Origin of the sequence: Rodentibacter sp. JRC1 (genome assembly GCF_020521555.1) — a bacterium.
Classification (GTDB): domain Bacteria; phylum Pseudomonadota; class Gammaproteobacteria; order Enterobacterales; family Pasteurellaceae; genus Rodentibacter; species Rodentibacter abscessus.
The window spans coordinates 2280367-2298398 of the sequence record NZ_BPWA01000001.1; the positions used below are offsets into that span (position 1 = coordinate 2280367).

The following is an 18032-nucleotide window of genomic DNA, read 5'->3' on the forward strand; positions in this document are numbered from 1 at the left end:
TTTATGATTTCACCATTAATTCGCTTACAAAGCAAAAATACAGATTTAATTTTACGCACAGAACCGGCAGAAATACTTTACTTTGGTAAACGCCTTGAATTGGAGAATATTACCGAAGCTGATTTAGCGAGCATTGATCGGGGTGTGGCAAACGGGAGCTTGGATATTGATATTCCGATTACTTTAGCGGCGGAAAACGGTCGTGGTTATTTTGGCGTTGCCGGAGTTGAAGGGCATCGCAACGGTTATGATTGGGCGCCGGTATTCGTCACCAAAAATATCAGCAAAACCGACCGCACTTTAGTGTTGGAAATGGAGGATAGCATTGCAAAATTAGGCTTTACAGCCGAAATTGAAACCGATGAAAACGGCGTGTTTAAATTCCGCAATACGTTAACGAATTTAGGGGAAGAAACATTTACCGTCAATCGTTTATCGGTCACTTTGCCCGTGCCGGAATATGCAGACGAAGTCTTGAGTTTTTACGGCCGCTGGTGCAGAGAATTGCATGAGAATCGGGTATCCCTCAAACATGGTGCGTTTACACAAGAAAATCGTCATGGGCGAACTTCTCATGAATATGCACCTAACTTAATTATCGGCACACCGCATTTTAGCCAGCAACAAGGCAAAGTATGGGGCTTTCACCTTGCTTGGTCGGGTAATCACCGCATTCGTGCCGATGTGCTGATTGACGGGCGTCGGTTTGCTCAATTAGAAAATCTTTATTTACCGGGAGAAATTCAACTTAAACAAGGTGAAAGTCATCACACCCCTTGGGTATATGCGGTATATTCGGAAGAAGGGTTGAACGGAATGTCTCGTCAGTTTCATGATCATGTGCGTGAACATATTCTTCATTTCGCTCATAAAGAACGTCCGGTACATTTAAATATTTGGGAAGGTGTCACATTCCATCATCAACCGTCTCATATTATTGCTATGGCGGAAAAAGCGGCGGAAATGGGGGTAGAACGTTTCATTATTGATGACGGTTGGTTTATTGGACGTAATGATGATTTCGGCGGATTGGGGGATTGGTATTTAGATGAGGAAAAATACCCGAATGGTTTGGATGAAGTGATCAGTGCAGTAAAAAAATTCGGTATGCAATTTGGTATTTGGGTGGAACTGGAAATGATCAACAAACCGACTAAATTATACCAAGCGCATCCCGATTGGTTGTTACAACTAGAGGGTTACAACCAGCCGGAAGAACGCCATCAATATGTGCTGAATCTTACCAAGCCGGAAGTTTTTGATTATTTGCTTGAACGGATGGATTGGTTGCTGGGCAATCATGATATTGATTACATCAAATGGGATCACAACCGCCGTCTTGTTCAACCGGGAAGTAATGGACGAGCTGCCGTGGTGGAACAAACGAAAGCGGCTTATCGCTTGTTTGATGCCTTGCAAAAACGTTATCCGAACGTGGAAATCGAAAGTTGCTCATCAGGAGGAGCACGTGTGGATTATGAAATTCTGAAGCGCTCACAACGTTTTTGGTCGTCTGATAACATTGATGCTTTCACTCGTCAACAAATTCACCGTGGAATGAGCTATTTTTATCCTCCGGAAGTGGTTGGTGCACATATCGGCGGTTCTCCTTGCCAAACGACTTATCGTCGTTTTTCCATTGATTATCGCGGATTAACCGCTTTGTTCGGGCATATGGGCGTGGAACTTGATCCTGTGAAAGAAAGTGCGGAAGAGCGGGCAGGTTTTGCGAAATATATCGCGTTACATAAACAGCTTCGACCGTTGTTACACGGCGGTGATGTTTTTCGTTTAGATTATCATGAACCTAACACCATTTTGCATGGTGTTGTGGCAAAAGATAAGTCGCAAGCGGTTGTGCTTATCAGCCAATCCGATATGCCGGATTACAAGCAAATGGGTAAACTTCGCTTGCCTTATTTGGAAACCGATGCTGTTTATCAAGTAAAGGTGCTTGCCGTCCCCGATTATATTCGAGAGGGCAAAGCGGGACATTTAATGAAAGTTTTCCCACAATGGCTCCGTGATTGTTTCGATGAAAAATTAGTGACGGTTCGTGCTGAATGGCTCGCTAATGCCGGTTTAACCATTCCTGTATTAGATCCACAAAGTGCAATATTGTTGGAATTTAAAAAAGTATAAACACTATCATTATGCAGCAGTTACACAAAGTGAATTACTTATTTGAGCAGGGGGGCGTTGGTCTTTACGTAACATACCATTTCATCATAAAACCTTGTTAATCGATGCGTTACGGCTTCGCCTAACAGCAACCTACAAGAATTTGTGCAAATACTGATACCTCCAAAAAGTGCGGTCAAAAATGACCGCACTTTTCTTTTATAACCCTAACCGCCCCTCTACATTATCCAAGAAAGAGCGGAAGAAGTCTTAACCGACCCGAAAAACCTCGACGGCGTAAAACCAGAAACCGTTCAGCAGTCTGTAGACGAAGTGTTAGAAGATTTCGCGACGAACGAAGCTCACGGTAAAGAGATGAATAAAGTGGCGAAAGACTTGCAGAGTGAGACTGCATTATTGCAGGACTTGCAAGATATGATTTTGTCTGATGAAAGACAAGCCGACTTCCTTCGTCGTTATGCGTATAAAGATAGCAAAGCATTGAAAGCTAAGGCAGTTGAACTTCTTAATAACTTGAAGAAAATCGTCGCTGCGGTGATAGCCGGTATAAGCGTATGGAGTGCGACGGTTGCAGACAACACTGCGTACGCCAACGACACGATGACGTACCAACAATCAGAGCAGTACAATATCGCCGGTCAGTCCAAACAAGCGAATGATGTGATTAATGCCGTTATGCAAAACAACGACCATGGGGGTAAAAACTTCATTGTGGCGGATAAAGCCAACGGTAAACTTTTAGTTGTTGATTCAAACGGTAAGTTAATCAAAGAAATGCCGGCGTTGTTTGGTAAAAATAAAGGCGATGATAACTCCTTTGGTAACACTCCAAGCGGTCGCTTTAAGTTGCAGAAATATAACACCGTTGCCGGCACGAAAGACAGAGCCGTGTTCGGTAAGGATGTTTTAGACTTTACCGACCCAAGAACAGGTAAACCGATTCGAGCGAAAGATGGTGGGATTTTAGCGGTTCATCGTTTAATTAATAAACCTGAACGCCACGCTGCGTTGAAGTCTGCAACAGCGAATGACAATTACCTATCGCACGGTTGTATTAATATGCCGACGGCGTTTTACGATGCGAACTTACCAAACCTTGACGGGGCGATGATTTACGTGTTGCCGCAAGATGGTAAACACGCATTGAAGGTGGGTAAAGCCTTAGCTGATGTTGTAAATACGCCCGCAGTGTCTTATACGAGCGCGAGCGTAAGCAAGGCTAAGCCAAGTAAAACCGGTTCGGTTAAATTTGATACCAAACAGGGCAAATTCAGTGCGCCCGCAGTGAAATTTAGCTTAAGTGAACGTGCGGACAGTGACTTCGCCAAAGCGGTGGAAGCGGTTGCGGACGGGGAGCAAACTGCGACAAACGAAATACAGCTAGGAACAACACCAGATGTATTAAAAATGCTTGGGGTTGATAATGCTAACGTAATTATACATGCCAAAACTTTGCAAAAAGATATGATAGGTAAACACGCTGTTTCGGCTGAAGCAATGAAAAATCTGCCAAAACAACTAAATAATCCTATTGCGGTAATGAAGTCTCGTGATACTTCTACTAATCCGGATGGCTACTTAGTGCTAACCGAACTTAATGAGACGGTGAAAGGAAAAGAGTTGCCGGTTATAGCAGCGTTGCATTTCAAGAAAAATGACCGTGGTGTACTTGAGTTGATAAATATCGCGAGTGCGTATGGTCGAAGAAATATAAAAATCGCCAAAGATTTAGCGGAAGGGACGTTGTATTGGAATAAAGCAAAAGGTAATCAATTCTTTGATAACTTCGCGCTATCGGAGGGAAGTGATTTTGACCTCCCTGCACTACGTACCTCGTTATCAGATAATGATTACCTTTCTGCAAAGAATATTAAAACAGAAAAGGATTTAAGTCAATTTAAAGAGAGAGCTAAATATGCGTTAGAAAAAGGTGCAGAGCAAATTGGGGTGGGCGAAACTCCGGGAAAAGACGGCTCGGCAAAACCATCTATAACACCGCCGAAGGTGACCGCACTTTCTCAAGATGAAGTCGCACAAACGAACCCTCACATTGACACGGCTAAGCTAAAAGCCAGCCTTAAGAAGTCGTTGGGTAAACTTGCCGATAGCGTGCACCTCATCTCTCAAGAACAGTTCCAACACCACCCGGGGATGGAAGTGATACGTAAAAACGGCATTGAGGGGATTTATCACCCTGAAACAGGGCAGATTTTTATCGTTGCGGACAACATTAAGCCTATTCCTGGAATGAGCGCGGCTGACCGTATCAACTTTGTCGCTTATCACGAATTAACACATCGTGGTTTAGATACGAAATACGGTGAAGACTTGCGAAAAGTGCTTGAGGATGTGGGTAAAAACAGCTTTATCGCCGACCTTGCGAAAGCTATTTCAAACGAACGCCGTTCTGACGCTGTAACAATCAACGCATTGACAGCAAATGAAGAAGCTTTGGCAGAGCTTAACGCCGCGTTAAAAACAGGAAATATGAAACACCTCGCCGAACGCTACGGTGTGACTATCCCGTTAGAATATCGTAAAGGACTTAAAGCGACTATTGCTCGTTTCTATCAACAAATGCGGGATATTTACCGCAAGGTGCTTGGTAAGCCGGTGATGTCTAATTTGGCGGTGGAGAAGTTATTGGAGGCATTGATTAAGTTTTGTTTACAAATCCATTATAATCAACCTCCACTGCGATATTCGTTAATCCACTAAAAAACACCGAATTGTGTTTAACTTAGGGAAAGTTGTTGCTCTAGCGTTTCATAACAGGAAATAAAAAATGAAGAAAAAACTACTCAAAACCCTCACGCCCGAACTTCATTTAGTTCAATATAACGAAATTCCGGTTTTACATTTAAAACATGCTATCGGTTCGGCAAAAATTGCACTTCAAGGTGCACAATTATTAAGTTGGCAACCTAAAGGGGCGGCACAAGATGTTTTATGGCTCAGCGAAATAGAACCTTTTCAAATAGGGACGGCAATTCGTGGCGGTATTCCGATTTGTTATCCTTGGTTTGGTGGTGTTAAACAACCTTCACACGGTACGGCTCGGATTCGTTTGTGGCAGTTAAGTCATTATGATATTTCGGCAGAAAAAGTGCGGTTAGAATTTGAATTGTTTTCTGAGTTAAATATCATTGAAGCAAAACTTGTAATGATATTTAGCACTGAGTGCCGTATTACTTTCACCCATTATGGCGACGAGCCGGCGCAAGTTGCGTTGCATAGTTACTTCCATGTCGGTGATATTTCGCAGGTAGAAGTTGCAAATTTACCGAAAACCTGTTTTAACAGTTTGAATCAAAAGCAGGAAAATGTACCTTCTCCACGCCGTATTACAGAAAATGTAGATTGTATTTACACGGCAGATAAATCGCAAAATCAGATTATTGATAGCGCATTTAATCGTACCGTTGAATTACATCATCATAATGCCTCTCAAATCGTGCTTTGGAATCCTTGGCATAAAGCCACAAGTGCTATGAGCGGGAAAGGCTATTTAAGTATGCTTTGTTTAGAAACCGCAAGGATTCATCATTTGCTGGAATTTGGTGAAAGTTTAAGCGTAGAAATTCGTGTAAATGGTTAAATCTTGTTGCATAAAATCACCGGATACTATAAAATTCGCGCGTTTTTGCTCAATTTAATGGGCTATAAAATTTGGAATCTTTTGCTTGCTGTAAAAGATTTTTACTGAAATCAATAGAAGGAATACGATTATTAAAACCGTAAAAAAAGCGCCGGCAGTAAATCGCCCGAATCGCATTAATGATGAAATTCGTGTCAAAGAAGTTCGTTTAATTGACCAAGATGGTGAACAAGCAGGGATTGTCTCCATTCAACAAGCCTTAGATATGGCGGATCAGGCAGCCCTTGATCTTGTTGAAATTAGTCCGAATGCAGAGCCTCCGGTTTGCCGTATTATGAACTACGGTAAGTTCCTCTATGAAAAAAGTAAAAATGCTAAAGAACAGAAGAAAAAGCAAAAAGTCGTACAAGTGAAAGAAATTAAATTCCGACCGGGTACGGATGAAGGAGATTACCAAGTTAAATTACGTAGCCTTATTCGTTTCTTAGAAGATGGTGACAAGGCGAAAATTACCGTGCGTTTCCGCGGTCGTGAAATGGCACATCAAAACATTGGTTTAGATGTGTTGGAGCGTGTGAAAAACGATTTAGCCGAGATTTCGGTTGTTGAATCTGCGCCGGGTAAATTAGAAGGTCGCCAAGCGGTAATGGTGTTAGCACCTAAGAAAAAATAAGAATTTTTATTGAAGTTTCTGCTTCAATAAAATCTTTTCATTCGGCTTGATTCGAGTGAAAAGGCAATTGCACGTTGGGCACACTACGCAGCCTAACTGCTTTTGGAAAGGCAATTTAGTTTGCCTTATATTGGAATAATCAGTGCTTTCAAGTAACTTTTTAAGTTCGCCTGATTATGTTGTTTTAAACGAAAAATGCGGAGTTATTTTAACAATGCCTAAAATCAAAACTGTACGCGGCGCAGCTAAGCGTTTCAAAAAAACCGCTTCCGGTGGTTTCAAGCGTAAACAATCTCACTTACGTCATATTTTGACTAAAAAAACAACTAAGCGTAAACGTCATTTACGTCACAAATCAATGGTTGCGAAAGCTGACCAAGTTTTAGTAGTAGCTTGCTTACCATACGCATAAGCCGTTATTTAAGCAAAACGTACGATTAGTTTATTTTAGTAAAATATTTCATAGGAGATTAAATAATGGCTCGTGTAAAACGTGGTGTTATTGCAAGAGCACGCCATAAGAAAGTTCTTAAGGCTGCTAAAGGTTATTATGGTGCACGTTCACGCGTGTATCGCGTTGCTTTCCAAGCGGTGATTAAAGCCGGTCAATACGCATATCGTGACCGTCGTCAACGTAAACGTCAATTCCGTCAATTATGGATTGCACGTATCAACGCTGCGGCTCGTCAAAACGGTTTATCTTACAGCAAATTTATCAACGGTTTGAAAAAAGCGTCAGTGGAAATTGACCGTAAGATCCTCGCTGATATTGCTGTATTTGACAAAGTTGCTTTCGCTGCATTAGTTGAAAAAGCAAAATCTGCACTTTAATTTTTTAAAGTTTAGAGAATGAGGACGCTAAAAAGCGTCCTTTTTTCTTATCATTATTTTTCTTTTCGCTTTTCTTTTTAAACCACACTAAAATAGTGCGGTCATTTTTAGTTGAATTTTTACGAGGTTATTGTGGCATTAATTAGCTTAACGAATGCTTATCTTTCTTTTAGTGATGCTCCGTTGTTAGATCATGCTGAACTGCATATTGAATCCGGTGAACGGGTTTGCTTGGTGGGGCGAAATGGCGCAGGTAAATCAACCTTGCTGAAAGTTATCGTCGGTGATGTATTGTTGGATGATGGCAAAATTCAGTATGAAAAAGATTTGGTGGTTTCCCGTCTTGAGCAAGATCCACCACGTAATGCGGAGGGAAATGTTTTTGATTATGTGGCGGAAGGTGTTGAACATTTAACGGATTTACTAAAAGAATATCATCGAATTTCCGTTCAACTGGAAGAGCATTACAACGAGCAAATTTTAAATCAGCTTGAACAAATTCAAAATAAATTAGAGCATGCGGACGGATGGCGATTTGAAAATAAAATTAATGAAGTTCTGCTTAAGCTCGGTCTAAACCCGAACACAAAATTGACCGCACTTTCCGGAGGTTGGTTGCGTAAAGCGGCATTAGCACGTGCGTTAGTATGTGATCCGGACGTGCTGTTGCTGGATGAGCCGACTAACCATCTGGATGTGGAAGCCATTGAATGGTTAGAAAATTTCTTACTGGAATTTAACGGTAGTATCGTTTTTATTTCTCATGACCGTTCTTTTATTCGCAAAATGGCAACACGTATTGTTGATTTAGATCGTGGGCAGCTGGTTTCTTATCCGGGGAATTATGACTTATACCTCACCGCAAAAGAAGAAAATTTGCGGGTAGAAGCCTTACAAAATGAATTGTTTGATAAACGATTAGCGCAAGAAGAAGTTTGGATTCGCCAAGGTATTAAAGCACGTCGTACTCGAAACGAAGGCCGTGTACGTGCATTAAAGGCAATGCGTGAAGAACGCCGTCAACGCCGAGATGTAATGGGAACGGCGAAATTGCAGCTAGATACTTCAAGTCGTTCCGGCAAAATTGTGTTTGAAATGGAAAATGTGAGCTATGAAGTTGCCGGCAAACAGTTATTAAAAGATTTTAGTACTACGATTTTACGGGGCGATAAAATTGCATTAGTTGGTGCGAATGGTTGTGGTAAAACCACCTTTATTAAATTATTACTCGGTGAAATTCAGCCTACAAAAGGGAAAATTCGTTGCGGTACAAAATTAGAAATTGCTTATTTTGACCAATATCGAGCGGATCTTGATCCGGAAAAAACGGTGATGGATAACGTTGCCGATGGCAAACAAGATATTGAAGTAAATGGTATAAAACGCCACGTTTTGGGTTATTTACAAGATTTCTTATTTCCGCCTAAACGTGCGATGACACCGGTTAAAGCGTTATCGGGCGGTGAACGTAACCGTTTGTTATTAGCAAAACTATTATTGAAACCGAATAATTTGCTGATTCTTGATGAACCGACCAATGATTTGGATGTGGAAACGCTCGAATTATTAGAGGAGATTCTGACGGATTATCAAGGCACATTGCTTATTGTTAGCCACGATCGTCAATTTATCGATAACACGGCAACCGAATGCTATATGTTTGAAGGAAACGGCGTATTAAATAAATATGTGGGCGGCTTTTTTGATGCAAAACAGCAACAGATGAATTATTTGGCATTAAAAGCGGAGCAAGTACAGAGTAAAAAAGTTGAAGTTAAGCAGGAAAGTGCGGTTAAAAATGCGCCTGTTTCTAAGCCGAAATCGGTAAAGCTCACTTATAATGAACAACGTGAGTTGGAGCAGCTTCCACAATTATTAGAAAAATTAGAGGAAAAATTGACCGCACTTCAAACAGAAGTCGGTGAACCTACATTCTTCCAACAGCCTCATCACGTAACGGAGACAAAATTAAAAGAACTCGCCGACACGGAAGCGGAGCTGGAAACCGCATTTTTGCGTTGGGAAGAATTGGAAGAAAAGAAAAAGCAGTCAGAAATGAAGTAGCGTTAGAGACGTAAATTAAAAAGAAACCGATTGTCAGATCGGTTTTTTCTTGCTTAGAATAAGTTACTGATAAAAATCACTAAAATAATCACCGGCACGACAAATTTTACATAGTTAAACCAAATTTTTATAAAAGTGGAATTCGGTGTTGGAGAAAGTTCTTTTTTTGCCTCATCTTTTAATACGAAACCCACGAAAATTGCACAGCCAAGGGCCGTGAGCATAAAGAGAATGTTGCCGCTGACAAAATCGAAGGTATCAAAAATACTTTTTCCAAAAAAAGTTACCTCTTTCCAGATATTATCTCCCAAGATAGAGGGTAAGTTACCCAGTAAGAAAATACCGCCTAAAGTGAAAGCAATGGCTTTACCGCGGCGCATTCTGAGTTTTTCTTGTAATGCGGTAATAATTACTTCATAAATGGTAAGCGAAGTTGTAAGCGCGGCGATGAGTAATAAGCCGAAGAAAACAATCGCAAAAAATTTACCTGCCCATAGGTGTGAGAATACGATCGGTAAACTTTGGAAGACAAGTGTCGGGCCTGCATTGGGTTCAATGCCGAAAGTGAAAAGGGAAGGGAAGATCATAAAACCGCATAATACGGCAATAATCGTATTCGTGAATCCCGTGATAACGGCGGTGTGAATAAGATTTTCTTCTTTGTTTAAGTAACTGGACAGGGTGATTAACACACCGAAACCAAGGCTTAATGCGAAGAAGACTTGCCCTAATACAAAAATAAATAATTTAGGCGTAATTTTGCTGAAATCCGGTTTTAAATAGAAGCTGATACCTTCCATTGCACCCGGTAAGGTTACATTGCGGATCACCATACCGATAAGGAAAATAAAAAGTAAGGGCATTAAATATTTTACCGAACGTTCAATCCCGCCAATAATGCCTTTGGCTAAAATAATGTAATTGACGATAACAAATAGCAAGGTATAAGTAGCGATTTCCCAAGGGCTGTTGCCGATATGTAGATCGTAGAAATCTTTGGCGATTTCTTTTGTGATTGGTGCGGAAATGTCTAATGAACCGCTGATAAGGCTAACGATATAAGAAATTACCCAACCGCCGAGCACCATATAATACGCCATAATGCCGAATGCGCCGAGCAACCCCATATAACCTAGAATTTTCCAATACTTGGAAATCCCTTTATCCTGTAATCGATCACCAAAGGCATCAATAGAATTAACACGTAAACGGCGACCAATTACATTTTCTACTAAAATCATCGGAATACCGATGACAATCATAGCAATACAAAACAGTATCACATAAGCACCACCGCCGTTTTCCCCCACAAGGTAAGGAAATCGCCAAGTGGCACCAAAGCCTACCGTTGCGCCGGCAACTGTCATTACATAAGTTAATCGGCTTGACCAAGTTTGACGTTGTTGTTTATTTGTTGTCATTTTTTCCTCGTTAAAATAAAAAAGTGCGGTCACAAAATAAAAAGATTGTGAGCGCAAACGAAATGTCCGAAAATTTTAATATTCGGTTTTGTCTTTATATTCACAGAGATCTTCAATAATACACGAACCACAACGTGGTTTACGTGCCACACAGGTGTAGCGACCGTGCAAAATAAGCCAATGATGTACATCTATTTTAAATTCAGCAGGCACGACTTTAAGCAGTTTTTCTTCTACTTTAACAACATCTTTACCCGGTGCAAAATTTGTGCGGTTACATACGCGGAAAATGTGGGTATCTACCGCAATAGTGGGGTGACCAAAGGCGGTATTTAATACCACATTTGCGGTTTTTCTTCCTACTCCCGCCAGTGCTTCCAAGGCTTCTCGATTTTCAGGTACTTCACCGTTGTGTTTCTCAATGAGATCTCGGCAGGTTTTGATGATATTTTCCGCTTTGCTATTAAAAAGCCCGATTGTTCTGATATAGCTTTTTAGCCCGTCTAAGCCTAAATCTAAAATAGCTTGCGGTGTGTTGGCGACAGGAAAAAGTTTTTCCGTTGCTTTATTGACCCCTTTATCGGTGGCTTGCGCCGATAAAATCACTGCGATTAACAATTCGAAAGGCGAATTATACTGTAATTCTGTGGTGGGGTGGGGATTTTGATCCCGTAATCGGGTTAATATTTCAATTCTTTTCTTTTGATTCATAAATCTTAATGAGGCTTAACAAGTTAAATGGTGCTTTAACGGTTAGTTTTTAATTTTTGTTGATGATTGTCAATTTTGTTTTTTAGGGCAAGTAATAATCCCAAACCAATAAACGCCCCCGGTGGCAAGATAAAAAGTAAGAAACTGCTATCGGTGTGGTAAATATGAAGCGAGAGAAATTTTGCGTGTTCACCAAAAAGGTTTTCAATACCTTCAAATAATGTGCCTTGTCCGATAATTTCTCGTAGCGCACCAAGTACGGTAAGGCTTAGTGCCATGCCGAATCCCATAGAAAAACCGTCCCAAGCGGAATGTAAGAGGTTATTTTTAGAGGCAAAAGCCTCCGCACGGCCGATTACAATGCAGTTTGTTACGATGAGCGGTATGAAAATGCCGAGAGATTGGTAGAGCGTGTAAGTATAAGCATTCATTAATAATTGCACCACGGTAACGGTGGTCGCAATAATCATTACATAAATCGGAATGCGGATTTCGTGTGGGATTTGTTTACGAAATAGTGAAATTACCGTGTTAGTACAGGTTAAAACCAACATTGTGGCAAGCCCTAATCCTAGGGCGTTGGTTGCCGTAGCGGAAACCGCCAGTAGAGGACAAAGCCCGAGCAATTGCACGATTGCCGGGTTATTCTTCCACGTTCCTTGTGTGAAAATCTCTTTCAATAAAGATTTTTCTGCCTGATTTTCAAGCGTACTTTGAGGCAGTGTTTCCTCAAGTGCGGTCGTTTTTTCCGTTAAATTTTCCATATTATTTTTCCCTCGCGGCGGCGAGTTGTTGTAGTAGTGATTGGTTGTTTAGCATAACGAAGGCGGAACGCTTAATCTGATTTACAATAGCGCGTGGTGTAATGGTCGCACCGGAGAATTGATCGAATTTACCGCCGTCTTTTTTTACCGCCCAATCAGTTAAATTCGTTTCATTAATGGGTTGATGATTGAAACTTAAAATCCAGTTAGAAATGCGTAACTCGATCTTGTCCCCTAACCCCGGGGTTTCGTGATGTTCAATAACCCGAACGCCCAATACTTCCCCGGCCGGAGAAAGCCCTATTAATAGCCGAATATTGCCTGAATAGCCGTCGGGTGCGGTGGTTTCATAGGCATAAGCCGAGACTTGATTTTCTTTTTTGGCAAAATAAACCTTTTGAATTCCGTTCAGACTTTCAGCCTTCGGAATGACCGCACTTTCCACTAAATTATTATCAAAATAGCTTTGCGGTATCACTTGCAATAATAATTCTCTCTGCTGTGCTGCCATGGCTTCATCGATTTTTCCTTTGGTAAGAAAGAAAATACCGGCAGAAATTGCGGTACAGAGCAGAGCAACCAAGCCTAAAAGTGCACCATAGCCGGAGCTTATCTTAAATGTTCCCATTATTTTTTCCTTTTAAGTGATAACCTGCCACTCGTGGTCGTGTGTAATGATCGATAAGCGGCACGCAAATATTACTTAACAAAATGGCAAACGCAACACCGTCCGGGTAGTTTCCGTGATAACGAATAAGATAGACAAGAAGACCAACGAGCGCACCAAATACGATTTTCCCACGTGGCGTAATTGAAGCGGTAACAGGATCAGTGGCAATAAAAAATGCACCGAACATCATTGCGCCGCTTAGCATCTGACTGATAGCACTTAAATGCGTGTTGCCGGTAAGGGCTGTAATCGTGGCTAAACTGAAAAAAGTCACTAACATCGCTATCGGAATTTGCCAATGAATGGTGCGTTTTAAAATTAAGAAAATGCCTCCAACCAGAAATGCGACATTCACTTGCCACCAACCTTGTGCAAAATCAGTACCATTTCCCATAAAAATCGGCATTTTAATGAGTTGGTAGAAATCGTCTAATTCTTTGTGGTTTGAATAAAAGATCTTTGCACTATCTAATGGCGTGGCCTGCGTAATTCCGTCAATGCTGTGAGTGAGTTGTGATAGGCTAAAACCATCGGTAGTTAAGCCTGAAAAAATCAATGAAACCGAATCGGAAAATGTCGGTGGTTCCTGCAATAAATTAATCGGCGGTATCCAACTTGTCATTTGTAGAGGAAAGGAAATAAGTAATATCACATAGCCGATCATCGCAGGATTAAACGGGTTTTGCCCTAAACCGCCATAAATATGTTTGCCAAGCAATACTGCGCAAAGCGTACCGATAATAATAATCCAATAAGGAGCGTAAGGCGGGATAGCCATTGCTAAAATTAAGGCGGTTAAGATTACGCTAAAATCGGCAAGATAGGAAAATGGTTTTCTTCCTCGTAACTTTATCGCCGTAAATTCAGCAAGCACTGCGATAGAAATTGCCAGTGTGATTTGAATTAATACACCTAAACCAAAATAATAAATTTGCGTAAATAAAGCGGGTATCATGGCTAAGATAACCCAAAGCATAATACGTGCCGTTAATTTCCCTGAATGTGTGTGAGGGGAGCTGACCATTTTAAACATTATTTATTCCTGAGATTTTTCCAATTCTTGTTGAGTCTGTACGATCTTTTTTGCTTTGCTTGCGTAATAGCGGTTGAATTTCCATCTTTATGTAAAAAAGTTTTATATCCAATTTTCATTGGTGGGGCGTTGAGCAAAGCGTAACGCACCATTTCATCTATTGATGCGTTACGGCTTCGCCTAACGGCATCCTACAATGGTTTGGGCAACTGCTACATAATACAGGAATTTTCTTCTGTTTTTTCGACCGCACTTTCGGTTTTCGTCTCGCTATTGCTGTTTGCTTGAGCAAGTTTTTTCGCTTTAGCCCGAGCAATGGCGGCTGCTACGGCGGCTTTTTTCGGATCAAGTGCGGTTAAATTTTCTTCTGTTTTTTTGACCGCACTTTCGTTTTTCGTCTCGCCGTTGCTGTTTGCTTGAGCGAGTTTTTTCGCTTTAGCCCGAGCAATGGCGGCTGCGACAGCGGCTTTTTTCAGATCAAGTGCGGTTAAATTTTCTTCTGTTTTTTCGACCGCACTTTCGTTTTTCGTCTCGCTGTTGCTGTTTGCCTGAGCAAGTTTTTTCGCTTTAGCCCGAGCAATGGCGGCTGCAACGGCGGCTTTTTTCGGATCAAGTGCGGTTAAATTTTCTTCTGTTTTTTTGACCGCACTTTCGTTTTTCGTCTCGCCGTTGCTGTTTGCTTGAGCGAGTTTTTTCGCTTTAGCCCGAGCAATGGCGGCTGCAACAGCGGCTTTTTTCGGATCAAGTGCGGTTAAATTTTCTTCTGTTTTTTTGACCGCACTTTCATTTTTCGTCTCGCCGTTGCTGTTTGCCTGAGCAAGTTTTTTCGCTTTAGCCCGAGCAATGGCGGCTGCAACGGCGGCTTTTTTCGGATCAAGTGCGGTTAAATTTTCTTCTGTTTTTTTGACCGCACTTTCGTTTTTCGTCTCGCCGTTGCTGTTTGCTTGAGCGAGTTTTTTCGCTTTAGCCCGAGCAATGGTGGCTGCAACAGCGGCTTTTTTCGGATCAAGTGCGGTTAAATTTTCTTCCGTTTTTTCGACCGCACTTTCGGTGTTTGTCTCGCTACTGTTGTTTGCCTGAGCAAGTTTTTTCGCCTTAGCCCGTGCAATGGCGGCTGCGACTGTGGCTTTTTTTGTGTCGGTAGTTGGGTTTTCCGGTGCCGTATTTTCTTCCGTTATCGTTTCCACTTGCTGACGTGCCAGCCGGCGGGCTTTACGCAATGCCATGATATCCGTATTATCCGGTTGAATTTCGCCTTTTTCCGAAGTAACGGTTTTAATTTGTATTGTTTCGGTAGCTTCAGATTTTTTTGCTTTCAAACGTTCTAATGCGGCTTTTACCGGATCTTCTCCTTTGGTTTTAACAAGCTCCTCTCGGCGTGCTTCAGCTGCACGTTGGGTGCGGGCTTTACGTTCTTGCTCTTCACGCTCCATACGTGCTTGTTTCGCTTCAAAACGAATTTTGGCTTCATCTGCTTTTTTCTGTTTTTCTTTGATTTGCCAAATTTTTGCTTTTTCTTGGCGGAAATATTGAATCAATGGAATGTGGCTCGGGCAAACATAGGCACAAACGCCGCATTCGATACAATCTTTCAGCGCGTATTCTTCCGATTTTTTGTGATCTTCACTACGGGCAAACCAATAAAGTTGCTGAGGCATAAGATTAACGGGACAAGCGTCAGAACAGGCGGAACACCGAATGCAGGCTTGCTCCTGTTGAGGCTCGGCATATTCAAAATGATCCGGCGCAAGGAGGCAGTTTACGATTTTAGTTACCGGTGCATTAAGATTTGGTAATTCCAATCCCATCATAGGGCCGCCGACAAAGACGGGAAAACGTTCATCAAATCGATAACCTACGTGGGTGAGTGCGTGATAAATCGGTGTACCGAATCGCACCCAATAATTCCCTTTTTTTTGGATTTTATCACCTGTAAGCGTTATTGCACGCTCAATTAGGACTTCGTCATCCATAACGGCACGTTTGATTGCAAAGACCGTTCCTACATTCTGCATTAGTACCCCAATGCTGGATGAACGTTCACCACTTGGTACTTCCATACCCGTGAGTAAATAGATCAATTGTTTTGCCGCACCGGAGGGATATTTTGTCGGAATAATGCGTACATCAATATCATTTGCACCTTGTAGGGCGTGTTTGATGGCTTTAATTGCTTCCGGTTTATTGTCTTCAATGGCGATAACTACTTTTTCCGGGCGCAAAATATAGCGCAAAATACGTACACCTTCGATAATTTCATCGCTATGTTCTTGCATAAGGCGATCATCACAGGTGATGTAAGGTTCACATTCTGCGCCATTAATGATTAATAATTTAATTTTTTTATCTGCCGATTGGATCTTCGCTGCGGTAGGGAAAACCGCTCCCCCCAGTCCGGCTACGCCGGCTTGGTAGATTTTTTCGATTAGTTGTTCCGGTGTTAGACGTAGAAAATCATCAACCGGATGACGTTCAACCGATTGATCCAATCCGTCTGCCAATAAATGAATTGTCGGTTCATCTAAGCCTGAAGGGTGGGCTGCAACATAAGGCGCGATAGATTTAATGATTCCGGATGTTGGAGCATGAATAGGCAGCATACGCAAGCCATCGCCTTGCGTTAGGGGTTGACCTTTTAAAACATAATCACCGACTTTCACCAGCAGATTGCCCGCTTGCCCGGCATGCTGCTTCAGTGGAACGTAGAAATCCGTACTTAAAGGAATTGTTCTTAGCGGTTGGTGGCTTGACTGAGCTTTCATATCCGGTGGGTGAATGCCACCTTTGAAATCCCATAATTTGCCGGAATTAAAACGAGATAAAACGTCCGTCATTTATTCCCCCACAACTAATTTTTTATCAGTATCGCTGATGTTTACCACCGGAATGACTAACTTGGCATCAAATTTCCAATCCCAACTGTCAATATTTTTTTTCACGGGAATCATTGAAATACAATCCGTAGGGCAGGGGGCAACGCAAAGTTCGCAGCCGGTGCAGAGATCCGGTATGATGGTATGCATTGCTTTGTTTGTGCCGATAATGGCATCTACCGGACAGGCTTGGATACATTTAGTGCAGCCGATACACATATTTTCATCAATAAATGCCACCATTTCGATGGGTTCTTCTACCCCCTCCATCGTAGGGACATCCACCCCCAAAATTTCTGCAATTTTTACAACGGTAGGTTGACCGCCGGGAATACATTTTGTGATTTCATCACCATTGGCAATCGCTTCCGCATAAGGTTTACAACCGGGATAACCGCATTGCCCGCATTGGCTTTGAGGTAGTACGGCATCGATTTTTTCTACAATGGGATCTGCCTCGACCTTTAATTTTAGGGAAGCAAAGCCCAAAATCGCACCGAAGATTAAGGCGAGTAAGGTGATTACAACGAGTAAAACGGTCATTATTTCTTTGTTTTTCCGGAAAATTTTTGATAAAGCCCGATAAATAAAATCAGTACGGTGATAGCCATTAAAAGATAAATCATAAAGTCATCAATATTATTTAACGAGCCCCGTAAAGCCCATAAAAGCAAGGGACATTAATCCTGCCGTAATTAAGGCGATAGATGAACCTCGAAACGTGATAGGCACATCTGCCGCGATGAGGCGTTCGCGCAGTGCGGCGAATAACACCAAAACAAGAGCGAAACCGAGGGAGGCACCAAATCCGTAAATGACGGATTCTGTGAGATTGTGTGCCAAATTTACATTGAGCAATGCTACGCCTAAAACCGCGCAGTTTGTAGTGATCAAAGGTAAGAAGATACCAAGTAGACGATAAAGTGTCGGGCTGGTTTTATTGATCACCATTTCCGTGAATTGTACGACAACCGCGATAACGAGAATGAAAACTAGCGTACGTAAAAATGTGGCGTTTAAAGGCTGCAAAATATAATGATCCACTAAGTAAGCACAAAGCGAAGCCACGGTTAAAACAAACATCGTTGCCAACCCCATCCCCACCGCTGTTTCAATTTTTTTCGATACGCCCATAAAGGGACAAAGCCCTAAAAATTTCACTAACACGAAATTGTTAATCAATGCCGTACCGATAACCAATAAAATATAATGTGTCATCACTCACCGCCTTTATTTATAAGGGCGATATTAT

At 41.8% G+C, this 18032-nt stretch carries 15 protein-coding genes; 7 read left to right on the forward strand and 8 right to left on the reverse strand.

Going from position 1 to position 18032, the window contains the following annotated elements; all coding sequences use genetic code 11:
- Positions 1 to 3: 3 nt before the first annotated feature.
- From HEMROJRC1_RS10325 to HEMROJRC1_RS10355, 7 genes are all read left to right on the forward strand, one after another.
- Positions 4 to 2142: an alpha-galactosidase gene (locus HEMROJRC1_RS10325; RefSeq protein WP_226692829.1), complete on the forward strand. Its 2139-nt coding sequence runs from the start codon at positions 4 to 6 to the stop codon at positions 2140 to 2142.
- Between the two features lie 312 nt (positions 2143 to 2454).
- Complete coding sequence (locus tag HEMROJRC1_RS10330; protein ID WP_226692830.1) at positions 2455 to 4860, forward strand: L,D-transpeptidase family protein; 2406 nt, start codon at positions 2455 to 2457, stop codon at positions 4858 to 4860.
- Between the two features lie 67 nt (positions 4861 to 4927).
- Positions 4928 to 5740, forward strand: coding sequence for a D-hexose-6-phosphate mutarotase (locus tag HEMROJRC1_RS10335; RefSeq protein ID WP_226692831.1), 813 nt, complete (start codon positions 4928 to 4930; stop codon positions 5738 to 5740).
- Positions 5741 to 5870: 130 nt separating this feature from the next.
- On the forward strand, positions 5871 to 6413 hold the full coding sequence (infC, locus tag HEMROJRC1_RS10340) for a translation initiation factor IF-3 (protein ID WP_226692985.1): 543 nt from the start codon (positions 5871 to 5873) through the stop codon (positions 6411 to 6413).
- Between the two features lie 214 nt (positions 6414 to 6627).
- Entirely contained in the window at positions 6628 to 6825 is a 198-nt protein-coding gene (rpmI, locus tag HEMROJRC1_RS10345; protein ID WP_005596065.1) for a 50S ribosomal protein L35, read from the forward strand.
- A 65-nt stretch (positions 6826 to 6890) separates the two neighbouring features.
- Positions 6891 to 7244, forward strand: coding sequence for a 50S ribosomal protein L20 (rplT, locus tag HEMROJRC1_RS10350; protein ID WP_005596075.1), 354 nt, complete (start codon positions 6891 to 6893; stop codon positions 7242 to 7244).
- A gap of 132 nt (positions 7245 to 7376) precedes the next feature.
- Positions 7377 to 9308, forward strand: coding sequence for an ABC transporter ATP-binding protein (locus HEMROJRC1_RS10355; RefSeq protein ID WP_226692832.1), 1932 nt, complete (start codon positions 7377 to 7379; stop codon positions 9306 to 9308).
- Positions 9309 to 9361: 53 nt separating this feature from the next.
- Here the strand turns inward: HEMROJRC1_RS10355 and HEMROJRC1_RS10360 are convergent, their stop codons facing one another.
- The 8 genes from HEMROJRC1_RS10360 to rsxA form a co-directional block, all read right to left on the reverse strand.
- Positions 9362 to 10729 carry a sodium-dependent transporter gene (locus HEMROJRC1_RS10360; RefSeq protein WP_226692833.1) on the reverse strand — a complete coding sequence of 456 codons (1368 nt, stop codon included), beginning with the start codon at positions 10727 to 10729 and terminating at the stop codon, positions 9362 to 9364.
- 75 nt (positions 10730 to 10804) lie between these two features.
- Positions 10805 to 11440: an endonuclease III gene (gene nth / locus HEMROJRC1_RS10365; protein ID WP_226692834.1), complete on the reverse strand. Its 636-nt coding sequence runs from the start codon at positions 11438 to 11440 to the stop codon at positions 10805 to 10807.
- A gap of 35 nt (positions 11441 to 11475) precedes the next feature.
- On the reverse strand, positions 11476 to 12204 hold the full coding sequence (locus HEMROJRC1_RS10370) for an electron transport complex subunit E (RefSeq protein ID WP_226692835.1): 729 nt from the start codon (positions 12202 to 12204) through the stop codon (positions 11476 to 11478).
- Between the two features lies 1 nt (position 12205).
- Positions 12206 to 12832: an electron transport complex subunit RsxG gene (rsxG, locus tag HEMROJRC1_RS10375; protein WP_226692836.1), complete on the reverse strand. Its 627-nt coding sequence runs from the start codon at positions 12830 to 12832 to the stop codon at positions 12206 to 12208.
- Positions 12819 to 13907, reverse strand: coding sequence for an electron transport complex subunit RsxD (rsxD, locus tag HEMROJRC1_RS10380; protein ID WP_226692837.1), 1089 nt, complete (start codon positions 13905 to 13907; stop codon positions 12819 to 12821). Before rsxD ends, rsxG begins: the two co-directional genes overlap by 14 nt.
- A 212-nt stretch (positions 13908 to 14119) precedes the next feature.
- Positions 14120 to 16741 (reverse strand): electron transport complex subunit RsxC, encoded by a 2622-nt coding sequence (gene rsxC / locus HEMROJRC1_RS10385; protein WP_226692838.1) that lies wholly within the window; start codon positions 16739 to 16741, stop codon positions 14120 to 14122.
- Positions 16742 to 17323, reverse strand: coding sequence for an electron transport complex subunit RsxB (gene rsxB, locus HEMROJRC1_RS10390; protein WP_226692839.1), 582 nt, complete (start codon positions 17321 to 17323; stop codon positions 16742 to 16744).
- A gap of 96 nt (positions 17324 to 17419) precedes the next feature.
- Positions 17420 to 17998 (reverse strand): electron transport complex subunit RsxA, encoded by a 579-nt coding sequence (gene rsxA, locus HEMROJRC1_RS10395; RefSeq protein ID WP_226692840.1) that lies wholly within the window; start codon positions 17996 to 17998, stop codon positions 17420 to 17422.
- Positions 17999 to 18032: the final 34 nt, after the last annotated feature.

Coding starts and splice junctions, on each gene's coding strand:
- HEMROJRC1_RS10325 (WP_226692829.1), top strand. CDS start 4: ATGATTTCACCATTAATTCGCTTACAAAGCAAAAATACAGATTTAATT.
- HEMROJRC1_RS10335 (WP_226692831.1), top strand. CDS start 4,928: ATGAAGAAAAAACTACTCAAAACCCTCACGCCCGAACTTCATTTAGTT.
- rpmI (WP_005596065.1), top strand. CDS start 6,628: ATGCCTAAAATCAAAACTGTACGCGGCGCAGCTAAGCGTTTCAAAAAA.
- rplT (WP_005596075.1), top strand. CDS start 6,891: ATGGCTCGTGTAAAACGTGGTGTTATTGCAAGAGCACGCCATAAGAAA.
- HEMROJRC1_RS10360 (WP_226692833.1), bottom strand. CDS start 10,729: ATGACAACAAATAAACAACAACGTCAAACTTGGTCAAGCCGATTAACT.
- nth (WP_226692834.1), bottom strand. CDS start 11,440: ATGAATCAAAAGAAAAGAATTGAAATATTAACCCGATTACGGGATCAA.
- HEMROJRC1_RS10370 (WP_226692835.1), bottom strand. CDS start 12,204: ATGGAAAATTTAACGGAAAAAACGACCGCACTTGAGGAAACACTGCCT.
- rsxG (WP_226692836.1), bottom strand. CDS start 12,832: ATGGGAACATTTAAGATAAGCTCCGGCTATGGTGCACTTTTAGGCTTG.
- rsxD (WP_226692837.1), bottom strand. CDS start 13,907: ATGTTTAAAATGGTCAGCTCCCCTCACACACATTCAGGGAAATTAACG.
- rsxC (WP_226692838.1), bottom strand. CDS start 16,741: ATGACGGACGTTTTATCTCGTTTTAATTCCGGCAAATTATGGGATTTC.
- rsxB (WP_226692839.1), bottom strand. CDS start 17,323: ATGACCGTTTTACTCGTTGTAATCACCTTACTCGCCTTAATCTTCGGT.
- rsxA (WP_226692840.1), bottom strand. CDS start 17,998: ATGACACATTATATTTTATTGGTTATCGGTACGGCATTGATTAACAAT.